A 23,927-nucleotide genomic window follows, 5' to 3' on the forward strand; every position below is an offset into this window, starting at 1 on the left:
GGCGCCTTTAGACGCGTGCCGGAAATCCAAGGGTTATACCCTAAGAGCAAACCACCCCTTTTAGGGGTGGTTTTGATTGCACGGTACGGATGCGTTTTATTGCACGCTGAGCGGACTCGCAGACCGTTCGGACGTTAAAACGAACCGACCGCGCCTTCGTGCTGCCGAGGGTGTTCATAAGTGGATAGTATGTGCTTACTATCACAACGTGTGCCGTGTCTGGGAAGCACGGTGCCGCTCATTGGGAGGAACAACATGAAAAAGAAGCTGCTGCTTGCGCCCCTCATGGCCGTTTTGGTTGCATGCGTGGTCGTGCTTTCTGGCTGCGGAGGCCCTTCGATCGAAGAACTCATCACCGAGGACCTTACGACTCAGTTCGATGAGGTCAAAAACGGTGGCGACGATTTCCTCTCTGGTCTGGAAGAGGCTTCGGGCGACGAGTTCGAGCAGCTGGGCATCGATCCCAAGGAGTATGCCAAGACCTATCTCGAGGGCTTTGATTACGAGATCGGCGACGTGACGGTCGACGAGGACAAGGGCGTTGCAACCGCCGAGGTCTCCATCACCTGCAAGTCCATGAACAAGATCGTCGAGGACTTCTCCACCCAGTATCAGGAGAAGGTCGCTGCACTTGACACGGTTCCTTCCGATGACGAGCTGTACAAGATGGCCGGCCAGGTGATGGTCGATGTGACCAAGGCCACCGAGCCCAGGAAGACCACGGTTATCTTCAAGTACACCTGCAACGACGACGGCGAGTGGTCTGCTGACGACTCCGTCAACTCCGAGATGATGGATGCGATGCTGAGCTAGGGGAGTTACGCGGTAGTTTGTTACGGCGTTTTACCAAACGCCGTAACTGCTCGACGCTGCGCGGGCACCAGAGCGACAACTTGTCATTCAAAGAGGACGGCATGACCAGAAGGTCTATGCCGTCCTCTTTTCATGCCAATTTGTTCGCTCTGGTGCCCGCTCGCTGTCATTGCCGAAACATCGGCGTTGCCATGGCAGTCATTGGGGACGTTCTTAAATGACTAGTCGTTGGGGACGTTCTTGTTTGACTAGTCGTTTAAGAATGTCCCCAACGACTACTTTCCGCGCGACAGAATCTATGCAGCCGTGTTGAGCGACAGCCCCGCTACTCGCCCAGAATCAGCGCCGCGAGCTCTGCCTGGCTGTCCACCACGTAGTCGGCGTCGGCGGCTTCGAGCTCTGTTCGGCCGCGGAAGCCCCAGGTGACGCCGGCGCTCTTAAGGCCGGCATTGTGGCCGGTCAGAACATCGACATTCGAATCGCCAACGTAGAGCGTGGTCGCCGGGTCGGCGCCTAGCTCTTTCATCACATGCAGCGTAACAGGCGCCTCGGGCTTGGGTGGAAACGCGTCGACACGACCCTGCACCAGCGCAAAACGATCGGGGCCAAAGTACTTTTCGATAAGCGGAGCCGCCGAAATATGGTCCTTGTTGGTGAGCACGGCAAGCTCAACGCCCGCGGCGCGCAGACGGTCGAGCATCTCGACCGTGCCGGCATAGGGGGCGGTGTGGTCCTCCTTGTGCTCGCCGTAATAAGCCCTAAACTCGGTGAGCGTCTGCTCAAACATGCGGCCGTCGCCCGCGTACTCGGCGGGCATAAAGCGCTCGACAAGCTTGAGCATGCCGTTTCCCACCTTGTAGCGGTACTCGTCCACGGCAAACGTGGGCCAGCCGTGCATCTCGCAGGTATGGTTGCCGGCTGCCGCCAGGTCCTCGAGCGTATTGAGGATGGTGCCGTCCAGATCAAAAATCACATGGGAATAGGCTGCTGCCATGGGTGCTCCTGCCGTTTGAGTTGTAAAGCGCACCCCATGATACTGGGCTTGCGTGTCGGGCGCGTTTGGAATCTGAACATCTTTAACGGCATCGGGGCGCATCGCGCCAGCGCAAGCCTTTGCCGCTAGCAGATCCTGGGCAGTTGCTCTCCCACGAGCATGTCGAGGATGCGGGTCGATCCCCAGCCGGTGCGCACGCGAACGGCGGGTCGAGCGCCTTCGGCAAGCGGCATCACGCGACCGATGATGGCGGCGTTCTTGCCGTAGCGGGCGGCGCGCATGGCCGCTAGCGCCGCGTCGGCCTGCTCGGCTGGCACCACGGCGACCATCTTGCCCTCGTTGGCAACCTGCAACACGTCGTAGCCGAGCATCTCGCAGGCGGCCTGCACGTCGGGGCGCACGGGTACGGCGTCCTCGTCAATCTCCATGGCAACGCCGCTGGCCTGGGCAAACTCGTTGAGCGTGGATGCCAGGCCACCGCGCGTGGGGTCGCGGAAGCAACGCGTATCGGGGGCGGCGGCCAGCACGTCGGCAATCAGGTGGTTGAGGGGCGCGGCGTCGCTCTCGATGCTGCTCGAGAACGCCAGGCCCTCGCGCTGGCTCATGATGGCGATGCCGTGGTCGCCCAGCGTGCCCGAGACCAGGACGACGTCGCCGGGCTGGCAGCTGGCGCCGCTGAGCGTCACGCCCGCGGGAACCTCGCCCACGCCGGCGGTGTTGATGTAGACGCCGTCAGCTCCGCCGCGCTCGACCACCTTGGTGTCGCCGGTGATGATTTTGACGCCCGCCTCGCGCGCCGTCTCGGCCATGGTCTGCACAATCTGGCGCAGCTTATCCATAGGATAGCCCTCTTCGAGGATAAAGCCGCACGAAAGGAAGCGCACGTTGGCACCCGAGGTAGCAACATCGTTGACGGTTCCGCACACGGCGAGCCTGCCGATATTTCCGCCGGGGAAGAACTGCGGCGTCACCACAAAGCTGTCGGTCGACATGGCGATGCGCCCGCTCGCGGGCAGGGCGGCGACACCGGCATCGTTGCCTTCGAGCAGCTCGGGCGACCCAAAGGCATCCAGAAAGACCTCGTCGATAATGCGCTTCATCATCTGGCCGCCGGAGCCGTGGCCCAGCAGGACAGTGCTATCGGTGACGCTATGGGACATATCGAAAACTCCAATCGTGGTGCGTCTGGTGCGTGGGGGCGTTCGGGCTAGATTTGGTATCTAAAGTACGCAGCGCAGCTGCCTTCCGAGCTCACCATGCACGGGCCAACAGGATGCCCGGGCGTGCAGGCGTGGCCGAAAAGTGGGCAGTCGCTCGGTGCGATGGCCCCGCGCAGCACGTCGCCGCAACGGCATCCGCGCGGCTCGACCGTCGGTTCAACGGGCACGTCATAGCGGGCGCCGGCGTCAAAGCGCGAGAACTCGGGGCGGATGGAAAGGCCCGAGGCGGCAATCGGTCCCAGCCCGCGCCATGTGGTAGCGCACGGCTCAAACACCTGCTCGACCAGTTGGCGCGCCACGGGGTTGCCGTCCACGTTGACGCCGCGACGGTACGCGTTGTCGATCGCGGGCCGCCCCTCAACGACCATCTGCACCAGCATGCAGATACCCTGCAGAATATCGACCGGCTCAAATCCCGTGACCACGCCTGGGGTCCTAAACTCATCGACCAAAAAGCCAAAGGGTACCAGGCCTGTGATGGTGGCGACGTGGCCCGGCAGGATAAAGCCGTCGATAGTGGTCTCGGGGTCGTTGGCAATCGCGCGCAGCGCCGGTGGCGTGGTCTTGTGGGCGCAATAGACCGAGAAGTTCTGGAGTCCGCGTGCATCGGCCTCCAGGATGGCGGCGGCGATGGTGGGCGTCGTAGTCTCAAAGCCCACGCCCATAAAGATGACCGGGCGGTCGGGGTTGTGTTTGGCGATATCGAGCGCGTCGAGCGGCGAGTAGACGATACGGATGTCGCGTCCGGCTGCCTTTTGCGCGGCAAGCGAGGTGGACGATCCGGGCACGCGCATCATGTCACCAAAGGTAGTGATGATGGCGCCGTCCATCTTGGCGAGTGCGATTGCGTGGTCGATGTCGCGGTTTGCGGTAACGCAGACGGGGCAGCCCGGGCCGCTCAACAGCTTGAGCCCCGCCGGCATAATGGAGCGAAAACCATAGCGGCCAATGCTCACGGTATGCGTACCGCAGACCTCCATCAGGTTGATGGTGCGGTCGCCGACAAGCTCATGAATGCGGTCGATGAGCTCGCGAGCGAGCCGTGGGTCGCGAAATGCCGAAAAGTCGATACCGGAGTGAACCGGTTGCGCCGCCGCCACTAGTATGCCTCGGCCGGGTTGGTGGCGAGCTGGTCCTCTTCGACCAGCTCGGTCATGGCGTTGACCAGCTCGAGCGTCTCCTGGGCTTCCTGCTCGTCGACAATCTGGATGCCAAAGCCGGCGTGTACGAGAACATAGTCGCCCACCTGTGCCGTCGGCACAAGTCGCAGCGATACGGGGCGCTCGATGCCCATCATGTCGACGATCGCCTTTAGGTCGTCGTCGCGTTTGACCACTTTACCGGGAACGGCAAGGCACATAATGTTTCCCTTTTATACGCTTTGCGCTGGATGGGCGCTTAATAATCCATCAGTTGATGGTAGCGCTCGCGGGGGTTGCGGGCAAACGCGTTACACCTGTGAGACGGCGGCGCATGGGCTGGCCAAGCAGCCTACCGCGATGCGATCTGCGTGAGGCGAGCGCGGGCGACCGCCGCCTGGCCGTAGGCGATGCAGCCGTCGTTGACGGGCACGGTGTGGGGAACCAAGACGGCAAGACCGGCGTCTTTGAGCTCGCGCGTGAGGAACCGAAGCAAAAGTCGGTTCATGAACACGCCGCCCGAGAGCGCGACGATGTCGATGCCTTCGCGAGCGCAGATTTCGCTTGCGATACGTGCCGATGCGCGTGCAATGGCGATATGGAAGTCGAGCGCGAGCTTGTCGGCCGGCACACCGGCCTCGATTCCACTCAAAAGCGCCTCAAAAAGCGGTTTGGGATCCAAAATGAGGGGGTTGTCCGAGGCCGCCTGGACAGTTAGTTCAGATACGTATTTTTGTGATGGGCTCTGGGTGGCAAAAGCCGTCTGCGATGATCCCAAATGGGTTGATTTGGGGTGTTCGGCAGACATATTTGCCGCAAATAGGGTGTCTGGAGAGCCTTTTTTGGCCAAATCTGAGGCAAAAATGCCGGATAGGGGGTCAGTAGTTAATACGTATCTGAACAAACTGTCCAGCGATGTTGAAGCGGATGCGGATACACCCGCCTGATTGCCGGTGAAATGGCTGTTTTCGCCGTCAAGAGCGCGCCAAGCGGCGGCCTCGAGCTCGATGGCGGGTTCGCCCTCGTAGGTTGCAGTGCCACAGATGCCCAAGATTGCCGCCGCGGCGTCAAATAGACGGCCCATACTGCTCGTTCGTGGGCTGTTGATGTTCCGCTCGATCATCGTGGTCGTGATACTGCGCGTCTGCTCATCGAGGCTGCCCAGGATCCCCGCGGCACCCGGACGTTCGAGCAGACCGAGTTCGCCGAGCAGGGCAAAGGCGTTGCGTCGGGCGTCGCGCACAGATGCGGCGCCACCGGGAAGTGCCCAGGTACGCAGGTGCGCGGTGCGCTTAAAATCGGCGAGGCCGGCGACAAGAAATTCGCCGCCCCAAATAGTCCCGTCGGTGCCGGCGCCCGTGCCATCAAAGGCGATGCCAAGTACGCGCGCGTTGGGCGCAAGCTGGCCTGCGGCGATGGCCTCGGCCATCACGCTCGCGATGTGCGCATGATGGTGCTGGACTTCGATAAGCGGCAGGCCCTGTTCCCGCGCCTGCTCGCGCGCCCATTGGCTCGATAAGTAGCTGGGGTGCAAGTCACAGGACAGCGCGGCAGGCGCTAGGTCAAAAAGGTCTTCCAGGCGCGTGCGTGCTGCATTCCACGCATCGAAAGTCGCACCGTTTTCGACATCGCCGATATGCTGCGACACAAAACAGACCGACGTTCCGTTCGCGTCTTCGCGCGTGAGTGCGATCGTGGCCTTTTGCTGCGGGCCGCAGGCGAGCACACAGGGCGCGGCACTGGCGAGTGCCGGCAACGGCAACGGCTGCGGGGCGTACCCGCGAGCACGGCGCACGGGCATAACGGCATCGTCGACCACACGCGCTACGGAGTCGTCGTAGCGCGAGAGGATCGCGCGGTCATTGCCGAGCAGCGCGTCGGCGATGCCGGCGGCAACGAGATGCTCCCAGGCAAGATCGTCATCGGTTTCGATGGGCTCTTCGCTCAAGTTTCCGCTGGTCATGACCAGCGCGTGCATGCCATGGGTTTCTGCCGCGGCAAGCAACAGATGCTGAAGTGGGGTATAGGGGAGCATAACGCCGAGCTCAGGCAGATCATACGCGACGGACGGTGCGAGTGCGAGAGCATCGAAGGAATCTCCCATACCAACGGCGCGCCGGCGCAGCAGCACGATGGGGCGGATGCTGCCGGCCAGCAAGTCGCGCTTGGCGTCGTTGACATGGCACAGGCGCTCAGCATCGATAAGGTCGCGCACCATAACGGCAAGCGGCTTGTTGCTGCGGCGCTTGCGACGGCGCAGCTCGACTACTGCTTGCTCGTTGGCGGCGTCGCAAGCTAGATGGAATCCGCCCAGGCCCTTGATGGCAACAATGCCGCCGGCCTCGAGCAGCTCGACACAGCGCTCGATAATAGCGTCGCTAGACTCGCGCGTGTCGCCGACAGCCGGCGTCGCCTCTGAGCTCTCGAGCTCCATGCCGCCTGCCGCCTCGCGCCACGTAATAAGCGGCCCGCAGTCAAAACAGGCATCGGGCTGCGCATGAAAGCGCCGGTCAAGTGGGTCGGCATACTCCGCGGCGCACGCGGGGCACATGGGAAAGCGATCCATAGAGGTGGCCGCTCGGTCATAAGGCAGCGAGCGGATGATGGTAAAGCGCGGGCCGCAGTTGGTGCAGTTGATAAAGGGGTAGTGATAGCGTCGGTCGGCGGGGTCGAACAGTTCGCGCAGGCAGTCGTCGCAGGTGGCGATATCGGGCGAGACGAGCGTCGTATGCGCGGTCTGGTCCTGTGATGCCACAATGCGAAAACCCTGTTCATTGGCAGCATCCCAAGTGCCGGGCTCCAAATCCGCAACGTCGACGCGCTCCACGCGGGCAGCCGCAGGCGCGTGCTCTGACAGCGCGGCGACAAAGCCGTCGAGCGCTTCGCCCGAGGCATGCGCCTCGACATGCACACCGTCGCCCGCGTTGAGCACCCAACCGCAGATGCCATGCGCCATGGCCTCGCGATACACAAACGGCCGCATGCCAACGCCCTGTACGATGCCCGTCACATGAATATGCACATGCCGCATGCGGCTCTCCCTCATCAAAACCGACCAAAAAGGGACAGGTTTATTTTGGTAGGTAAAACATCTAAACCTGCCAAAATAAACCTGTCCCTTTTTGGCAGGTGCGCTGCAGAAAATCCCGCTACAGTCCTAGGCTTTGTCCGGTGGCGGCACACGTGAGCTCGCCGTGCTTAACGCCGCGCAGGCCCAGCAGGCGGTCGGCCAGCTCGTAGACGCGCTCGCCGCGACCCTTGAGCGCCAGAATCTCCAGACAGTTGTGGTGATCCAGATGCACGTGCATGGTCGAGACAATCTCGTCGGTGTAGTCGTGCTGCACCTCGTCCAGGCGGCGCGTCAGATCGCCGGTATGGTGGTCATAGATCATGGTGAGTGAACCGATGACCTGCTCGTCGGGCGTGCGCATCTGCTCCTTGGCGATCGAGGCGCGAATCAGGTCGCGTACGGCCTCGGAGCGGTTGGCCACGTCACCACGGCGTGCGATCTGCTCGTCAAAGCGGCGCAGCAGATCGTCGGGCGCGGTCACCGAAAAGCGGACCAGCTCGGAGCTGGAGCCGGCGCAACGGCAGCTCGCCTGGTCGGCCGGACCGTGCGGATGCTCGTGCTTGTGGTCGCAGCCGTGCTCGTGCTCGTGCTCGTGCTCGGTCACGCTACACCAGCTTCACGGAGCCGACGGAGTTATGGTCGGCCTCGATGGCGTCCTCGTAGCCCTCGAGCGCGTCATGCGCCTCGTGCAGCGCAGCCATGGCGGCCTCGAGCTTGGCGCCAATACGCTCCATGTCAAAGTTCTCGGTCGCATGCAGCAGCTGATGGCTCCACTCGTGAGCGAGCTCGATGGTGTCGTCGACCTGCTTGACGCTCATGGCAAGCTGGCTCATGTTCATTCCAACATCATGCATGGGAAATCTCCTTTTGTATGGGGCAGTTCAGTGGTTCAGATTTTACTACGCCCGCTCTGTGCGCAGCTGCATAAGAAAACGGGTGCGAGTCTGTGTGACTCGCACCCGTTCACTGGGGGCTGTTTGTAACTACCATACTATCCGTGGTCGTCCGCGCCGCGCCCGGCAGTCCGGCGAGCGGTGCAAAAGCGCTCATGGACGGCGGGTAAGTAACAAGCGTATTACAGATGCTTCTCCAGCAGCGCCTGCAGCCTCGCCTTGGGCAGAGCGCCAACCGAGCGGTCAATCTCCTCGCCGTTCTTAAACACAATCAGCGTGGGGATGCTCATGACGCCATACTTCATGGCCAGGTCCTGGTTGTCGTCGACGTTGCATTTGGCAACGGCAAGCTTGCCCGCCAGCTCATCGGCAACCTCGTCAACGATGGGCGACAGCGAACGGCAGGGCCCACACCAGGGAGCCCAAAAATCGACCAGCACGGGAAGGCTGCCGTTGACGGTGGCGTCGAAGTTCTCGGGGGTAATCTGCTTAATGTCAGCCATGGTGACCTCCATAATGCGACGCGGCTCGACCGCGTAAAACTCAGTACGACCGTGCTTATACCCAGCGGCCCGCAAAGCAACCACTCGCGGGCGGCTCTTTTATCAAAAGCGCCGCAAAACCCCTTTCTTCAGATATGGGGATATAAGGCGCATCGGCGTCAGCCGATATACATATACGGCTGCAAGTGGTATACTGTTTTCATGGATAGATACAGGAGCAACGACAACATAGTCTGGGACTGCGACTACCATGTGGTCTTCTGCCCGAAATACCGCAGGAAGGTGCTCGTGGACGGCATCGGCTCCCGCTTCGAGGAGATCGCGCACGAGGTCGCGGAGGAACTCGATTTCGAGATAAGGGAAATCAAGGTCATGCCCGACCGCGTGCACATGCTCGTCTCAGTCGACCCCCAGTTCGGCATCCACCGGGCCGTGAAGCGCATCAAGGGCAGGACCAGCCACGACCTGCGCGCCGAGTTCCCGCAGCTGAAGCGCAAGCTGCCGACGCTCTGGACGAACAGCTACTTCGTCTCGACCGTCGGCGGGGCGACGCCCGAGGCCGTCAGGCAGTATATCGAGGACCAGAGGAACGCGTGAGGGCCATGGACAAGACCTTCGAGTACCGCATATACCCGAGCGCCGAGCAGGAGGCCCTCCTGCAGAAGACCTTCGGCTGCTGCCGCTGGGTCTACAACAGGGTGCTGGCGATGAGGCGGGACGAGTACGCGTGGACGGGCAAATCGAGGCACATCAACTCCTACATCACCCAGATCCCCGCCTGGAAGAGGGCGGACGCGCCGTGGCTCTCCGAGGTGGACTCCATGGCACTGCAGCAGTCCCTGCGCGACCTGGACAAGGCATTTAAGAACTTCTTCCGCGCACCAGGCAAGGTGGGCTTTCCGAAGTTCAAGTCCAAACGCGCGGGGAGGAAGAGCTACCGCACGAACGGCGTCGGGATAATCGACGCCAGGCACGTGAGGCTGCCAAAGCTGGGGACCGTCAGGGCGCGGGTGAGCCGTCCCGTGGAGGGGCGCGTCCTGTCCGCGACGGTCAAGCAGGTGCCGAGCGGCAAGTACTACGTGGCGATATGCTGCGCGGACGTCCCCGCCACGGACGCGCCGGCCCCGACCGTCGGGTTCCTGGGAGTCGATGCGGGAATACACGACATAGCCACCTGCTCCACGGGGGAGCGCCTGCCCAACCCCAAAAACCTGCAAAGGAGCGAGAGGAGGCTGGCGCGGGAGCAGCGGCGGCTCTCGCGCAAGCGGAAGGGCTCCGCAAATCGCGCCAGGCAGCGTGTCAGGGTCGCGCGGGCGCACGAGAAGGTTGCCAACCGGCGGAAGGACGCCCTGCACAAGTTCACGACGCATGCGGTGGGAGAAAGCCAAAACATCGCGGTCGAGGACCTGAACGTCAGGGGCATGCAGAGGAACCGCCGCCTCGCCAAGGCCGTGGGCGATGCCGCCATGTCGGAGCTGGCGCGCCAGCTCGAGTACAAATGCGCATGGTCGGGGCGCGGCTTCGTAAGGGTGGGCAGGTTCTATCCGTCCAGCAAGACGTGTTCCGCATGCGGTTACGTCTACAGGGGACTGACGCTGGCCGAACGGGTATGGGACTGCCCCGCGTGCGGCATGCGTCACGACCGCGACCTGAACGCCGCCGTCAACATCGCCCGCGAGGGAAGGAGAATCCTGGAAGGTACCGCAGGGCATGCGGGAACCGCGGCAGACGCCGCAAACGCTTGTGGAGAGGGCGTAAGACCTACGGCTGCATGCGCAGTCTAGGCAATTCTCGGTGAAGCAAGAATCCCCTGGCTTTAGCCATGGGGAGTGTCAAATAATGGTGGGCACGCAAACGATTGGAGAGCGCATACCTATGTCACAAAGCCAGAAAAAAGAAGCCATCGCCCAGGCGGCCGAGCAGGAGCTCGCATCGCTTGCGGGTCGTGGCGTGCGCATCGCAGGCAACGCGTGCTCGCCGATTGTGCTGGTAAAAGGCGATTTGGATGAGGCCGAGCGCTCGGGCGGCGAGCTTGCCGCAGGCGCGGATGGCGCGGCGCTGCGTAAGGCGCTCGGGGCCATCGGTTATGCGCCCGAGGATTTTTGCGTGCTGGCAAGCGTCGCCGGTGCGGGCGACGGAACGGTGGCGGTGGGCCATGCCCTGCCGTGCGAGCTGTTCCGCGAGGCGCTCGAGGCGCTGGACCCCGAGGCGGTGCTGTTGCTGGATGATTGTGCGGCCGATACCATGCGCGAGACCTATGCCGATATGCTCGTGGCGATCGACGACTTCGACACCGCCATGCTCAAGCCCGGCCTGGTCGCCCATGTGCAAGGGCGCCGCGTGCTCGCGCTCGACGGCTTTGAGGCGGCGCTCACCGACAAGGCCGCCAAGCAGCGCATGTGGGCCTACATTAAACAGCTGACTCCGGCCGCCGCGCCGCTGTAGCGGACCGGCGCTGGCAAGGTGGTCCCGGCGGGCCGAGCATGCCGGCAGCTTGTCGCGTCCCTACATCACGGCACGCAGCTCAAATCGGTCGCCGTGAATGCGGAACTGGCAGTTGCCGTTCATGCGCTCGACGGCGAGCTTAATGCTCTTGGTGCCAAAGCCGTGGCCGGCGTGCTGGGCCACGGGCATGCCGTCAACCATACGCGGCGGGCGGTCAAACGTGTTAGAGACCAAAAGCAGCAGCTGCCCGTCTTCGTAGCGCAGGTCCAGATCGACGAATCGTTTGCCCTGGGGAGCGGCGCTCGCGGCGACGATGGCGTTGTCCAGGGCATTCGAGAGCACGCTAAACAGGTCGACATCGGCCACATGGACGTTCTCTGGCACGGCGGCGCGCAGGTCGGCGGTGATACCGTTTCGGTTGATATCGGAGCTAAATGACGAAAGCACGATGTTGACCGTTTCGTTGGCACAGTAGCGGCGCACGGCGGTGCGGTCGTTTGTCTCACAGAGTTCGTTGATGCGCCCGAGCGCCTCGTCGACGTGACCCTCTTCGATTAAAACCGCAAGGCCGCGCAGGAAGTGCCGCATGTCATGGCGCAGAACCGAAAGCTCGCGTCCAGATTGACGCCAGGCTTCGAGCTCTTTGATAGCTGCGCTATCGCGGGTCTCGAGCATCCAACGCTCGCGCTCGGCGGCCTCTTTAGCCTCGTATTCGCGCAGATACACAGCAAGAAACATAAGGTAGAAAGCGCAAAGGGCAAAGGCCAAAAACTCAACGGTCACCACCGAGCCCGAGTGGAACAGCGTGGTGTAGACGTTGGTGGCATAGTCAAAGATGTAGTAGACGAGCGGCAGGATCAGCAAGATCTCGAGCTCGGTGGGGCTTTTAATTGCCAGACGGGGTCCAATGTCACGGGCCCAATGCAAAAGGACGATAAAGACGGCGGCCGTGGTGACGATGTGCGCCAGATAGTACGCGATCTGAGAATCGGTCGCGGCAAATGCGGCGATACCCATCCAATTGCTGAACTGGCAGCTCAGGTAGGCGCTGGTGACGCCCAATGTCGCGAGCAGCGGGCTCAGGCGGTAGCGCGCACACAGGTAGACGGCGAGCGGCAAATGCACGATGAGCGGGTAGGCCTGCCGGGCAAACAGCTCGCCGCCGACCGTATTGGCGATTGAGAAGGCGGTACCGGTCAGAACGGTGGCGACCACCAGCTCGAGCGCATGGCGTCGATTGAGCTCGACACCGCACAGCGCTGCCGAGGCAAAGACGCCAAAGAGCAGCGTCGTGGTGTGATGGATTGCCCAAAGGACCATTTCGACCGAAGAAGTCATCAACGCCTCCCGCCCTCAAAACGCACCGCAAAGTAGGCATCTTGGAAACCCTGCTTGCTGCTGCGCGAAAGCGGAATGCTCGCGCCCGAGCGCATGACGATCTCCGTCCGATCGAAATGATCGATGTTGCGCAGGTTGACCTGGTAGCTGCGATGGCATTTAAAGAAGACCGCGTTTTGCGCCAAGCGGTCCTCGACGCTGCGGAACGATTCGAGCGCCTCGATATCGCGTCCGTCGCGCAGGTGGAAGACCACGTGCTTGTTGCGCGCCTCGGCATATTCGATGTCGGACAGGCGCAGAGCATGGTAGCCAAAGGACGTTTTGATGACGAGCTCGTCGGTCGCCGACGGGCGCATGCTCGAAAGCTCGTCGAGCAGCTGCGCCAGGCGCTCGTATGTCACGGGCTTGAGCAGGTAGTCGAAGGCACGGACCTCGTAGGACTCCAGCGCAAACTCGGGCGACGAGGTGAGGAACACCAGGCGCACGGCGGTATCGGCCTGACGCAGCTCGCGCGCGGTATCCATGCCGTTGACGAGCGGCATGATCATATCGAGCAGGATGATGTCGGCGCGCGACGCGGCATGGCGGGCCAGCAGGTCCTCGCCGCGCGTGACGAGCGCAACGTCGACCGCCGTGCCCGTCTCGCTCGACCAACGGTCGATCATCCGGTGCAGTCTATCTAGAAAAACGACGTCGTCGTCGCAGGCAATAATCTTGAGCATTCGGGCCCCCTTAGTAGTTCGATTTTGCCACATCGGGCGCGTACCGCTTGCGGAGGCGCATCCCATTTGCGCCCCACGGCGTGCAACTCGCGCCGAGCGGAAGGGTGTTAGAAAGAACCGCCGCAAAATAATTCGTGGATAAACATGTCAACAGATGCTGGCGGCTGGCCGGGGATTATGCCAGCCGCCAGCGCCAAGCGATGCCGGGCATCGCGAGAGCATAGGGATAAGGGGAGCTACGATGAGGGAGAAGAAGATGGGGATGCGCGCCGCTCTGACGCGCCTGCTGGGTATCGCCACCGTGGCGTGTGCGCTCGTGGCGTCGCCGGTGGTGGCTGGGGCGGCGACTACGGCGGATATTCCGAGCGATGCGATTCCGGCCCCAACAACCAGCAACAACCTCTTAGTTGCCGATACGGTGACGCTCGAGGCGGGCAAGGATTACGTCGTCGGCGGAGAGATCAAGATCAACCACTACATCGTAAAGGGTGGTACTGAGCAAAATCCGACGCGCATATATCTCACCGAGAATGCATGTCAAGGACGCTGGAATGGTTCCATTAAAGACAAAAGAACTAGCGGCACCGATGAGCTCTTTGTGCTCGAGGGCGGCTATGTTGAGTTCATTGGAACCAACGGGAATGACAGGACTCCCGTCTATTGCAACGGCAAGAGCTTTTTGTCCGACAATGCCGGCAGAAGAGACGGTTGGGGCGATGGCGCCGATAAAAACAGGGTCTCCAATAGCCTGAACCTTAAGGTTTCCGGCATCGAGCTTAAGACGGTAACCTCAGGGGAATCTAAGAGGCCAATTGCGCTGTATGGCACGATGGTCGATGGCGAAACGGCGACCTTCGACAATGTCAAGGTTAGCAACTGGCGTTGCACGGCGAACCATTCGAATTATGGTGGCGATTGCCACTACGGCAACGACAAAACTGATTATGAAGCCTCTCCGGCGCCGGTTACGATCCTCAGCTCGGAGAACGGTGCAAAGAGCTTGGACGTTACGTTCAGCAACTGTGAATTTACTGATAATAGGAATGACTGCGCTGGCGCGCTAAGTATCGTAGGTCGTGGGTGCAGGCCCAGGGTTGTGCTCAACAACTGCACCTTCAAGAACAATCAACAAGAATCGATTTGGTGCAAAGAACTTAACGTGCAGGATAAAAATGAGCATACCCATGCTGGCAACATTGTTGTCAACAAGGCGGACGTCACGCTGAACGGTTGCACCATTACGTCGACGCAAGAAGCGGCGAACTATACGCAGGACATGGTCATGACGAGTGCAATCGCGGTTGCTAAGGACTCTTCATGCACGCTCAACAATACGAAGATATCCGACACCTATGCCGAGGGCACGTACTACTATGCCGATGCGAACACGCGCCGAAACACTGTATATGCTCACGGAACAGTGACGCTTGCCGGCAACACGGCCATTGCCACCAACGGCGAGGAGGGCGCTCGTGGCCTTGCGTTCGACGAGCCGGGGTACTATTACTATGGCAAATTAAACATTGCCGACACCTTCACGGGCAAGGTCCAGCTGTCGCTTAAGGACGATCAGCTGGGCTCCTATACGGGCATGCAGTGGAAACTTGGCGCCTGCGGTATCGAAGAGAGCGACCTGCGCGCTTGCATTACTACGGATGATCCGAGTGTCGGTATCGGAAAGACGGACGACGGATATGTGTACGCCTCTCGCCTGCCGCATGAGCACGTGTGGTCGGTGGAGAAGGCCTCAAACAGCTCATATCAACTTAAGGTCACATGCTCCGGGAAGATGCGCCCGAGCGATTGCAACTACAAAAATGGTTACGCCGTCGAACTGGGCATCGATGGAGCCACGTCGAATAAAGGAAAGCTGGGCGTAACATACAGCGGCGGTGAGATCGTTCCAACGCTGACGATGTCGAATAAGGACGGCTATGCCCGAGACGATATCGTCTCGACGGAAGGCGTCCGTATCTCCGGGTCTCAGTATTACAAGCTCTCGAACTGGGGCGACAGCAAGGGCGAGCCACTGGAACAAGTTCCTACCGATGCGGGTATTTACCGTATCGAGTCCAAAGTTAAGGTCGATGGCCAGGATGACGCCCTGACGCTCACCCGCGAGTTCCAGATTAAGCCGCTTGCATTGGATAAGGTCAGCGGACTCACGTTCAAGTTTAATGACAACGGAACAGACATCACGATTAATGGTGATGCAGTTCGCGCGTACCCATGGACGGGAAAGAAGATTACGCCCAATTTTACCGTTGAGGTTTACAACTACGACACTCAAAGCTGGTTGCCCTTCGTCAAGGGTGGCGATTACAAGATTGATAGTGACTCGACGGTAAGCGCAACCGATCCTCCCAGCCCCAACTCTTATCCCCCGTTCTACCTAGTTGGTATTAAGGGCATGGGCAACTACACGGGCTCGGCATATGCATACTGGACCATCACGGGCACACAGTTCAAAAATGTGACGGCCGAGGGATTCGAGGGCGTCTATGACGGGCAACCGCATGGCGCCAAGATCTCGGTGGATAATGCTCCTGCCGACATGAAGATTGAGTACAGCTATGATGAGGGCGAAAGCTGGACAACGGAGGCGAAGAGCTATACGGACGTTCAGCGTACTCGCAGGGGTGAGGTCTGCTCCGTAACGGTCGATTACCGCATCACCGCGAGAGACTATGTGACAAAGAGCGATTCGGTTGAAATCAAGATTACGCCGGCCAGCCAGCCTGTTCCGTGGCGTTATATCGCTAGCGACGGCACGGGTGTCAAGGTCGAGAACCAAAGTGCGCACTTGCTTGAGGATGGGTCGCTTTCCAATCTGAATGAGACGTACGAGTGGAGAAAATGCGGGGACACCTATTGGGAATCCGTCGATACCGGCAAAACTTCAATCGAGTCGCTTGCTGCCGGTAAGTATGAGGTCCGCTTCAAGGCGGACAACAACCACTATGCTTCGACGGCTAACGTCTTCGAAATCGCCGAGGGCCCTTGTGCGTCGGAGGACGGCAAATGGTATAAGACCGAGGACTCGAATGGCATCCACTGGCAGGTGTGCCGTTGCAAAGAGAAAATTAACGAAGGCAAGCATGAGTTCTGCTGGGAGGAAGTTAAGGCTCCTACCAGCGAGGAACCCGGTCTAAAGCGGTATCAATGCTCCACGTGTGGCTATGTCCAGTGCGAGAAGGAGATTCCTCCGGCGTGCATCGGCGGTTATGTTGGCGTGTATGACGGCAATGAGCATGCCGTGAGCGTTGACCTTAAGGAAGGCGCGACGGCTCAGTTCAGCGTCGACGGTGGCGCCACGTGGAAAACGGATGCTCCTTCAATCAAAAACGTCGGCAAGACCACGGTCGACTATAAGGTGACAACTCCTGGTGCATCCGACATCAAGGGACAGGTGACGCTCGAGGTGACGCCGTGCCCGATTACGGTGGCGCCTGCTACCGCTTCTAAAACGTATGGCGATCCGGATCCCGACTTTACCTATAAAGTGACGGCTGGTTCCCTTATGGAGGGCGATACGCTTTCCGGTATTACGTACAAGCGTGATGAGGGCGAGAATGTCCTGACCGGCTATGCGACGTACAAGGTGACGGCTTCTCAGGAAGAGGGCGCCAACGCTAATTACGATATTACGTTTGAGGCAGGCTAGTTCACCATCACACGTCGCACTATCGAGGTGACGTGGACGGTTGGACAATACGTTTACAACGGCCAAGAACAGGGCCCCACGGCAGAGATAACCAATCTGGTTTACGGCGACGACGTGTCTCTCAGGCTCGTAGATGCCGCAAAGGTAAATGCCGGCACGTATACGGCGAAGGCGACTGGCCTCGTCGGTGAGGATAAGGTTCTCTCTAATTATCGGAAGCCCTCTTCGCGCATTGAATGCACGTACGCTATCGCCAAGGCCAAACGGGACAGCGCTCCCAATGTAAAGGCGACGGCGGAGACCGTGAGTGGTAAACACGACGGTAAGATTGAGGGCGTTGATACATCGATGATGCTGGGCAAGCCTGGCAAGCAGATGATGTTCATCAAGGCAAGTGATCTGGTCGATGGCGACAAGCTTGAGAATCTAGTGCCCGGTTCCTATCGCCTGTGCTACGGGAAGACGACGAATTATGAAGCCTCCGAGACCGTTACCGTTACGATCGCCGCTGGGCCTAAGCTCAAGGTGACGCTGCCGGCCGAGCAGGCGGGCTACACGATCACGGCTGATGCGACCGAGCTCGACTGGCATGGTTCTGCGACGCTTAAGCTTGCGGTTGCGGATGGCTATTACGCGACCAAGGATCTTGCTGTTAAGGCAAACGGCGAGACCATCAAGCCCAGCGAGCAGGGTGTTTACCAACTGTCTAAGGTAGAGAAAGACACCGTGATTACCGTCGAGGGCATCGCCAAGCATGAGCCCGATGGCACCGGTTGGAAGAGCGACGGTTCTTCTCACTGGCATGTTTGCACGTGCGGTGAGCGGATTGACGTTGCCGAGCATACCTTCGAGTGGGTAATCGACGAGAAGCCTACGGTCGAGAAGCCTGGATCCAAGCATTTGCACTGCACTGTCTGTGACTACAACTCCTCCGAGAAGGTTGTAATTCCGGCAGCCTCTGTTGCCGGCTACTCCGGCGAGTATGACGGCAAGGTCCACACTGCCGATGTCTCGGCCCTGCCCGAGGGCACGGCGGTCCAGTACAGCATCGACGGTGGCGTCAATTGGTCTGCCGAAGCTCCCAGCATCAAGGATGCTGGCACCCTGCCGTTCAAGTACAGCGCGACCGTCGACGGAGCCGCTATCGAGGGCGAGGCCGAGCTTGTGGTGACGCCGCGTAAGGTTACTGTGACGGCATCCGACGCCTCTAAGGCGTACGGCGACGATGACCCTGTTCTGGGCTCGAAGGTCGCTGAAGGCAAACTCGTCGAGGGCGAGAGCCTCCAGGGCATCACCGTTTCACGCGAGGGCGGCGAGACCGTGCGCAAGGGCGGCTACGCCGTGACGGCGTCGCAGACCGAAGACGCTAACCCCAACTACGAGATTACGTTCAAGCCCGGCACGTTCACCATCGATAAGCGCGAGCTCACCGTGAAGTGGGACGCCACCACTGAGTTCACCTACGACGGCGAGGAGCACTGCCCCGGGGCAGACCTCAACAACATTCTCGAAGGCGACGACGTCTCTGCGTATGTCGACGGTGCCGCGGTCAAGGCCGGCACCTACACGGCGGAGATCACCGAGCTGACGGGCGCCGACAAGGACAACTACAAGCTGCCGGCAACGGGTCTGACCTACGAGTTCTCTATCAAGAAGGCGCCCAAGGGCGCGCCGGTGGTCCAGGGTGTGGCCGAGACCGTCAGCGCCAAGGCAGACGGCAAGATCACGGACGTCGACGCCACCATGGAGTGGCGCGCCAAGGAATCGGGCGAGTATCAGGCTGTGCCCGAAGGCGTGGCCGAGCTCAGCGGCCTTGCCGCGGGCACGTACGAAGTGCGCTACCGCGCCGATGACAACCACGAAGCCTCCGCCGCGACCAAGGTCACGGTTGCCACGGGCCGCAAGCTCGCTGTGACGCTGCCCGCCGAACAGGTCGGCTACAAGCTCACGGCCGACGCGACCGAGCTCGACTGGCATGGCTCCGCTACCCTCGCTATCAGCATCGAGGACGGCTACTTTGCCGACCCCTCCGCCTACGTCGTTAAGGTCAACGGTTCCGTCGTGGCGCTCAACGACCGCGGCGAGTTCACCGTCCAGGACGTCGAGGGCGATGTGAGGGTGACGGTCGAAGGCGTGCGCAAGCACGAGGCCGTGAGCGATAGGTGGCTCTCCGATGACAACACGCACTGGCATGAGTGCACCTGCGGCGGCAAGATCGCCGAGGCCGCGCACACCTTTACGTGGGTTGTCGACACGCCTCCCACGGCGACCGAGAAGGGCTTCGGCCACCGTCAGTGTGTCGTCTGCGGGTACGAACTTGATTCCGAGGAGATTCCGGCTGCCGCTATCTTCGGTTACTCCGGCGAGTACGACGGCGCGTACCACACGGTCAATGCTTCGGCGCTGCCCGAGGGCGCGACGGCCGAGTACAGCGCCGACGGCGGCAAGACCTGGTCTGCCACTGCTCCCGAGATCAAGAACGTTAGCAAGCTGGACGTTGCCTATAGGGTGATGATTGGCGGTGCGACGGTCGAGGGTCAGGTGACGCTCGAGGTCAAGCCGCGTGCGATCACGGTCACCGCTCAGAACGCCTCCAAGACCTACGGCGAGAAAGACCCCGTCTTTGAGTGGTCGGTCACCGCTGGCGAGCTCGTAAAGGACGAGACACTTGAGCTCGAGATCGCGCGCGAAGACTGCGACGACGTGCGCGAGGGCGGCTATGCGCTGCGGCTGACGCAGCCCGAGGGCGCCAACCCCAACTACATCATTACGTTCGTCGACGGCACGTTCACCATTAACCAGCGCCTGCTCACCGTGACGTGGGGCACCACCGAGTTCGTCTACGACGGCAAGGAGCACTGTCCCGTGGCCACGCTCGGCAATGTTATCGGCAAGGATGACCTTGGTGCATTCGTTGACGGTTCCCAGACCGAGGTCGGCACCTCTTATAAGGCGACCCTCGCCGAGCTGACGGGCAAGGCTGCGGGCAACTACGTACTGCCAGCCGATGGCTTGACCTGCGAGTTCTCCATCAAGAACGCCCCGCAGGACGCGCCGGTGGTTCAGACCGAGGCCGAGACCGTGAGCGGCAAGTCCGACGGCAAGATCACGAGCGTCGACGCCACCATGGAGTGGCGTGCCCAAGGTGCTGCCGAGTACCAGGCCGTGGGCAAGGACGTGACCGAGCTCAAGGACCTCGCCGCCGGCGTGTACGAGGTACGCTACCAGGCTAAGGCCAACTACGACGCCTCTGCCGTTACCGAGGTTACCGTGAAGGCTGGCCGCAAGCTCGTCGTGACGCTGCCGGGTAATCAGGCTGGATACACGCTCACCTCGACGGCGACCGAGCTCGACTGGCGCGGCTCCGCAAAGCTCGCCATCAGCATCGACGGCGCGTACTTTACGGGCAAGGACTACGCCGTCAACGTCAACGGCAAGGCCGTTAAGCTCTCCGACGATGGCGCCTATGAGCTCAAGGACGTCGAGGACGACGTGAACGTGACGGTCGATGGCGTCCTCAAGCACGAGCCCGACGGCTCCGGCTGGGCGCACGACGCCAAGGCTCACTGGCACATCTGCCGCTGCGGCGAGATCCTCGACAAGGCTGAGCACACCTTTGAGTGGGTCGTTGACAAGCCGGCGACCACCGAGGCCAAGGGCGAGAGGCACCAGGAGTGCACTGTCTGCGGCGAGAAGGGCAAGACCGAGGACATCGCGATCCTGGCCCCCACGATCATTGAGGGTGCAGGCCAGGCGATTACGGTCGACACCGCCAAGGACCTGAGCTTCCGCTCGAACGCGCCGATCAAGTACTTCAAGACGGTGCTGGTCGACGACATGGAAGTCGGTGCTGATAACTTCGTTCTTACCTCGGGCTCTACAATCGTGACGCTCAAGGCGAGCTTCGTGAAGACGCTTGGCGTGGGCGAGCATAAGCTGAGCGTGGTTTCGACCACGGGTACGGCCGAGATGACCTTTACCATTGCCGAGGCCGCCAAGCCGACGCCCGATTCGAGCCAGACCACCACGACCACGACGACCACGTCTTCTAAGTCCAAGAAGAAGGCTGGCAAGGCGACCATGCCTTCGGTCGGCGATGGGATGTACGCCATGGCTGGTGGCGTACTTGCAGCCGGCGTGGCAGTTCTGCTGCTGGCATACGCCATGAGGCGCCGCGCCTAGTCGCCTCCTCATCCCCTTGGGGCCCCGGATTTCGCCATCCGGGCCACTTTGGGTAGCGCCGCGAGGTCTTGTGGGCAAAAAATGGCAAATATGAGTACTGTCACTATTTTAGTAACAGCAAAATAAGGCTCAAAACGGGTCTAGGGAGCGTCGCGAGCGTGATTTTGGGATGCCTGTCGCTGGATTCGGAGCCCAAAAAGGCGATTCATGGGACTGACGGACCGAAAAACGCTGCTACTAATCTGGTAACAGTACTCATATTTGCCCTTTTTTGCCCACGGCCCCTCAAACTGGGGCATCAAACAGAGGGTTCAAATATTAGAAAGAAGCCATTTCGGCTCTTTTCAGCTCGCCAATTCTAAAATGGGTCGCTCCGTAATTGAATCTTTATTTCAACTTTACACCTAGGTTTACAGCTGTCTTGTCAGCTGTAAACCTAGGTGTCATACTAAAGCCCCAAGATTCGCCAAAAGAGAGGGGCCTTGATGGCACAGAGCGCGAACATGGATGCATCGGAGCTTGCACGCGATATCGCGGCCGGCCTGGCATCGGCAACGACGGCAACGGAGCGCGCGGCACTGGTGCCCGCAGAGCTCGTCGAGGCCATTCAGCAACTAAAAACCCAACGTGACGCAGTAATCCTGGCGCACTATTATGTGGCGCCCGAGGTTCAGGCTGTGGCCGATTTCGTCGGCGACAGCTTCTACCTGGCAAAGCTCGCCAAGAGCCTGCCGCAGCAGACTATCGTGCTGTGCGGCGTGGAGTTTATGGGCGAGAGCGCCAAGCTGCTCAATCCCACCAAGACCGTGCTGCTGCCCGAGCCGGGCGCGGACTGCCCCATGGCGCACATGGTCAAGCGCGAGACGGTCGACGCGGCGCGCGCCGAGTACGGCGACGACCTGGCCGTGGTGTGCTACGTCAACTCCACGGTCGAGATCAAGAGCTGGAGCGACGTGTGCGTCACCAGCTCCAACGCCGTTAAGATCGTGTCCGAGCTGCCGCAGCAGCATATTCTGTTCATTCCCGACCAAAACCTGGGACGCTTCGTAGCCGAGCAGGTGCCGCAAAAGCACGTCATCCTCAACAACGGCTACTGCCCGCGCCATCACATCATCACCGTCGAGCAGATCGTCGACGCGACGGAGGCCCACCCCGACGCGCTCGTGCTGGCGCACCCCGAGTGCAAGGCCGACGTTCGGGCCGAGGCCGACTACATCGGCTCCACCGCCGGTATCATCAAGTATGCCGAGGAGTCGGACGCGAGCGAGTTCATCATCGTGACGGTCCGCGGCGTGCTCTACGAGCTCGAGCGCCGCTGCCAGGGCACCGGCAAGAAGTTCTATTTCCCCGCGGTGCAGCCCACCTGCGTCAACATGGACCTCATCACGCTCGAAAAGCTCGTGCGCTGCCTGGAGACGGGCGAGGGCGAGGTGCAGATCGGCGTCTCGGACGAGGCGGCAGACCAGGCCAAGCTCACGCTCGACCGTATGCTCGAGTACGCAGCGCGCTAGAACAATGTTGCATGAGGGACGGTCCCTTATGTCACATTACAAGGGAGAGGATTCCTGTGGAAACCAAGCAATACCCCGATATGGAGTGCGACGTCGTTATTGCCGGCTGCGGCGTGGCGGGTCTGTACGCGGCCCTCAATCTGCCGACGAGCACGCGCGTGATCATGCTCTCCAAGGGCGCGGTCGATGAGTGCGATTCGATGCTCGCGCAGGGCGGCATCTGCGTGCTGCCCGAGGGCTCGGACTACGATGCCTTCTTTGAGGACACCATGCACGCCGGCCACTACGAGAACCGCCGCGAGAGCGTCGACATCATGATTCGCTCGAGTCGCTCGGTCATCAACGACCTGCTAGCGATGGGCGTGGATTTTGAGCGCAAGGCCGACGGCAGCCTCAATTTTACCCGCGAGGGCGCGCACAGCCGTCCGCGCATTGCCTTCCATGCCGACATTACGGGCAAGGAGATCACGACCAAGCTGCTCCAGGCCGTTCGCAAGCTGGACAACGTGCAGATTTTGGAGCACGTGGCCATGACCGACATCCTGACCGCCGAGCGCGATGGCGCCACGGTGTGCACCGGCGTCGTCGCCGTAGCCGTGGACGAGGACAACTCGGTTCGCCCCGCCGACGAGCTGGCAAATGCCGCTGAGGGCGTGCATGCCGGTAAGCCGTTTAAGATCCATGCCCGCCACACGCTGTGGGCGACGGGTGGCATTGGCGGCGTGTACGACCACTCGACCAACTACCCGCAGCTCACGGGCGACGCCTGCTACATCGCTCAGGAGCATGGCATTAAGATGGAGCACCTGGACTACGTGCAGATTCACCCCACGGGACTGTTCTCGCCGCAGCCGGGCCGCACCTTCCTGATCAGCGAGAGCTGCCGCGGCGAGGGCGCGATTTTGCTCAACGCCGCTGGTGAGCGCTTTACCGACGAGCTTCAGCCGCGCGATGTGGTCGCCGCCGCTATTCGCGAGCAGATGAAGCAGGACGGTACCGAGCACGAGTGGCTGAGTTTTGCCCCCGTCGAGCGCGATGTGGTGACCGGGCACTTTGCCAACATTCGCGCGCGCTGCCTGGAGGACGGCCGCGACATCTTGGACGAGCCCATCCCCGTTACGCCCACGCAGCACTACTTTATGGGCGGCGTGTGGGTCGACAAGGACGGCCGCACCTCGATGCCCGAGCTCTACGCCGCCGGCGAGACGGCCTGCAACGGCGTTCACGGCAAGAATCGCCTGGCTTCAAACAGCCTGCTCGAGGCGCTGGTCTGGGGTCGTCGCGCCGCGTGGTATATGCGTACCGGCGAGTCACTGGCCGTGGAGCAGGCAGGCGATCCCGCGCTCGATGGCCGTCATCGCGCCCTGGGCGCCGACACCCTGGCAATCGATGATTTGGCCCGTGCCGCCGGCACGCAGGCCGTGGAGGAATAG

At 61.1% G+C, this 23,927-nt stretch carries 18 protein-coding genes; 8 read left to right on the forward strand and 10 right to left on the reverse strand.

Annotated elements, in window-relative coordinates:
* Window positions 1-255 precede the first annotated feature (255 nt).
* Window positions 256-813, forward strand: a complete 558-nt coding sequence (locus tag I2H19_RS06975; RefSeq protein WP_055310036.1) for a hypothetical protein — start codon at window positions 256-258, stop codon at window positions 811-813.
* A 325-nt stretch (window positions 814-1,138) separates the two neighbouring features.
* Here the strand turns inward: I2H19_RS06975 and I2H19_RS06980 are convergent, their stop codons facing one another.
* The 8 genes from I2H19_RS06980 to trxA all read right to left on the reverse strand — a co-directional run bounded on the left by I2H19_RS06980 (window position 1,139) and on the right by trxA (window position 8,632).
* Window positions 1,139-1,807 carry an HAD family hydrolase gene (locus I2H19_RS06980; protein ID WP_195622165.1) on the reverse strand — a complete coding sequence of 223 codons (669 nt, stop codon included), beginning with the start codon at window positions 1,805-1,807 and terminating at the stop codon, window positions 1,139-1,141.
* 125 nt (window positions 1,808-1,932) lie between these two features.
* Window positions 1,933-2,967, reverse strand: a complete 1,035-nt coding sequence (hypE, locus tag I2H19_RS06985) for a hydrogenase expression/formation protein HypE (RefSeq protein WP_195622166.1) — start codon at window positions 2,965-2,967, stop codon at window positions 1,933-1,935.
* Window positions 2,968-3,014: 47 nt separating this feature from the next.
* Window positions 3,015-4,127 carry a hydrogenase formation protein HypD gene (hypD, locus tag I2H19_RS06990; protein WP_195622171.1) on the reverse strand — a complete coding sequence of 371 codons (1,113 nt, stop codon included), beginning with the start codon at window positions 4,125-4,127 and terminating at the stop codon, window positions 3,015-3,017.
* Window positions 4,127-4,387 carry a HypC/HybG/HupF family hydrogenase formation chaperone gene (locus tag I2H19_RS06995; protein WP_138113783.1) on the reverse strand — a complete coding sequence of 87 codons (261 nt, stop codon included), beginning with the start codon at window positions 4,385-4,387 and terminating at the stop codon, window positions 4,127-4,129. The genes hypD and I2H19_RS06995 overlap by 1 nt, the downstream gene beginning before the upstream one ends.
* Window positions 4,388-4,518: 131 nt before the next feature.
* Window positions 4,519-7,197 (reverse strand): carbamoyltransferase HypF, encoded by a 2,679-nt coding sequence (gene hypF, locus I2H19_RS07000; protein WP_195622172.1) that lies wholly within the window; start codon window positions 7,195-7,197, stop codon window positions 4,519-4,521.
* 118 nt (window positions 7,198-7,315) lie between these two features.
* Window positions 7,316-7,840: a nickel-responsive transcriptional regulator NikR gene (gene nikR / locus I2H19_RS07005; RefSeq protein WP_271745756.1), complete on the reverse strand. Its 525-nt coding sequence runs from the start codon at window positions 7,838-7,840 to the stop codon at window positions 7,316-7,318.
* 1 nt (window position 7,841) lies between these two features.
* Window positions 7,842-8,090, reverse strand: a complete 249-nt coding sequence (locus I2H19_RS07010) for a hypothetical protein (protein WP_117746515.1) — start codon at window positions 8,088-8,090, stop codon at window positions 7,842-7,844.
* A gap of 221 nt (window positions 8,091-8,311) precedes the next feature.
* Complete coding sequence (trxA, locus tag I2H19_RS07015) at window positions 8,312-8,632, reverse strand: thioredoxin (protein WP_117746516.1); 321 nt, start codon at window positions 8,630-8,632, stop codon at window positions 8,312-8,314.
* 201 nt (window positions 8,633-8,833) lie between these two features.
* Between trxA and tnpA the strand changes: the two genes are divergently transcribed.
* From tnpA to I2H19_RS07030, 3 genes are all read left to right on the forward strand, one after another.
* On the forward strand, window positions 8,834-9,229 hold the full coding sequence (gene tnpA, locus I2H19_RS07020; protein ID WP_195364121.1) for an IS200/IS605 family transposase: 396 nt from the start codon (window positions 8,834-8,836) through the stop codon (window positions 9,227-9,229).
* A gap of 5 nt (window positions 9,230-9,234) precedes the next feature.
* Entirely contained in the window at window positions 9,235-10,416 is a 1,182-nt protein-coding gene (locus I2H19_RS07025) for a transposase (RefSeq protein WP_229042264.1), read from the forward strand.
* Window positions 10,417-10,507: 91 nt separating this feature from the next.
* Window positions 10,508-11,077: a hypothetical protein gene (locus I2H19_RS07030; protein ID WP_229089831.1), complete on the forward strand. Its 570-nt coding sequence runs from the start codon at window positions 10,508-10,510 to the stop codon at window positions 11,075-11,077.
* Between the two features lie 60 nt (window positions 11,078-11,137).
* On the opposite strand, the gene I2H19_RS07035 is transcribed toward I2H19_RS07030, so the two are convergent.
* Both I2H19_RS07035 and I2H19_RS07040 read right to left on the reverse strand, forming a co-directional pair.
* The gene (locus tag I2H19_RS07035) at window positions 11,138-12,415 is read right to left on the reverse strand and encodes an ATP-binding protein (protein ID WP_195622174.1); all 1,278 of its coding nucleotides are present in this window, start codon (window positions 12,413-12,415) and stop codon (window positions 11,138-11,140) included.
* Window positions 12,415-13,137, reverse strand: a complete 723-nt coding sequence (locus I2H19_RS07040; RefSeq protein WP_195622175.1) for a LytR/AlgR family response regulator transcription factor — start codon at window positions 13,135-13,137, stop codon at window positions 12,415-12,417. The genes I2H19_RS07035 and I2H19_RS07040 overlap by 1 nt, the downstream gene beginning before the upstream one ends.
* A gap of 241 nt (window positions 13,138-13,378) precedes the next feature.
* Between I2H19_RS07040 and I2H19_RS07045 the strand changes: the two genes are divergently transcribed.
* From I2H19_RS07045 to I2H19_RS07060, 4 genes are all read left to right on the forward strand, one after another.
* The gene (locus tag I2H19_RS07045) at window positions 13,379-16,801 is read left to right on the forward strand and encodes an MBG domain-containing protein (protein ID WP_195622176.1); all 3,423 of its coding nucleotides are present in this window, start codon (window positions 13,379-13,381) and stop codon (window positions 16,799-16,801) included.
* A 114-nt stretch (window positions 16,802-16,915) separates the two neighbouring features.
* A complete protein-coding gene (locus I2H19_RS07050) occupies window positions 16,916-20,983 on the forward strand; it encodes an MBG domain-containing protein (RefSeq protein ID WP_271759857.1) in 4,068 nt (1,355 codons plus the stop codon).
* 485 nt (window positions 20,984-21,468) lie between these two features.
* Window positions 21,469-22,494, forward strand: coding sequence for a quinolinate synthase NadA (gene nadA / locus I2H19_RS07055; protein WP_195622178.1), 1,026 nt, complete (start codon window positions 21,469-21,471; stop codon window positions 22,492-22,494).
* Between the two features lie 56 nt (window positions 22,495-22,550).
* Window positions 22,551-23,927 (forward strand): L-aspartate oxidase, encoded by a 1,377-nt coding sequence (locus I2H19_RS07060; RefSeq protein WP_271745759.1) that lies wholly within the window; start codon window positions 22,551-22,553, stop codon window positions 23,925-23,927.

Source organism: Collinsella aerofaciens, from assembly GCF_015560135.1.
Taxonomy (GTDB): domain Bacteria; phylum Actinomycetota; class Coriobacteriia; order Coriobacteriales; family Coriobacteriaceae; genus Collinsella; species Collinsella aerofaciens_AN.

Coding starts and splice junctions, on each gene's coding strand:
- I2H19_RS07025 (WP_229042264.1), top strand. CDS start 9,235: ATGGACAAGACCTTCGAGTACCGCATATACCCGAGCGCCGAGCAGGAG.
- I2H19_RS07040 (WP_195622175.1), bottom strand. CDS start 13,137: ATGCTCAAGATTATTGCCTGCGACGACGACGTCGTTTTTCTAGATAGA.
- trxA (WP_117746516.1), bottom strand. CDS start 8,632: ATGGCTGACATTAAGCAGATTACCCCCGAGAACTTCGACGCCACCGTC.
- I2H19_RS06975 (WP_055310036.1), top strand. CDS start 256: ATGAAAAAGAAGCTGCTGCTTGCGCCCCTCATGGCCGTTTTGGTTGCA.
- nadA (WP_195622178.1), top strand. CDS start 21,469: ATGGCACAGAGCGCGAACATGGATGCATCGGAGCTTGCACGCGATATC.
- I2H19_RS07030 (WP_229089831.1), top strand. CDS start 10,508: ATGTCACAAAGCCAGAAAAAAGAAGCCATCGCCCAGGCGGCCGAGCAG.
- hypF (WP_195622172.1), bottom strand. CDS start 7,197: ATGCGGCATGTGCATATTCATGTGACGGGCATCGTACAGGGCGTTGGC.
- I2H19_RS07045 (WP_195622176.1), top strand. CDS start 13,379: ATGAGGGAGAAGAAGATGGGGATGCGCGCCGCTCTGACGCGCCTGCTG.
- I2H19_RS07010 (WP_117746515.1), bottom strand. CDS start 8,090: ATGCATGATGTTGGAATGAACATGAGCCAGCTTGCCATGAGCGTCAAG.
- tnpA (WP_195364121.1), top strand. CDS start 8,834: ATGGATAGATACAGGAGCAACGACAACATAGTCTGGGACTGCGACTAC.
- I2H19_RS06980 (WP_195622165.1), bottom strand. CDS start 1,807: ATGGCAGCAGCCTATTCCCATGTGATTTTTGATCTGGACGGCACCATC.
- hypE (WP_195622166.1), bottom strand. CDS start 2,967: ATGTCCCATAGCGTCACCGATAGCACTGTCCTGCTGGGCCACGGCTCC.
- I2H19_RS07035 (WP_195622174.1), bottom strand. CDS start 12,415: ATGACTTCTTCGGTCGAAATGGTCCTTTGGGCAATCCATCACACCACG.
- I2H19_RS06995 (WP_138113783.1), bottom strand. CDS start 4,387: ATGTGCCTTGCCGTTCCCGGTAAAGTGGTCAAACGCGACGACGACCTA.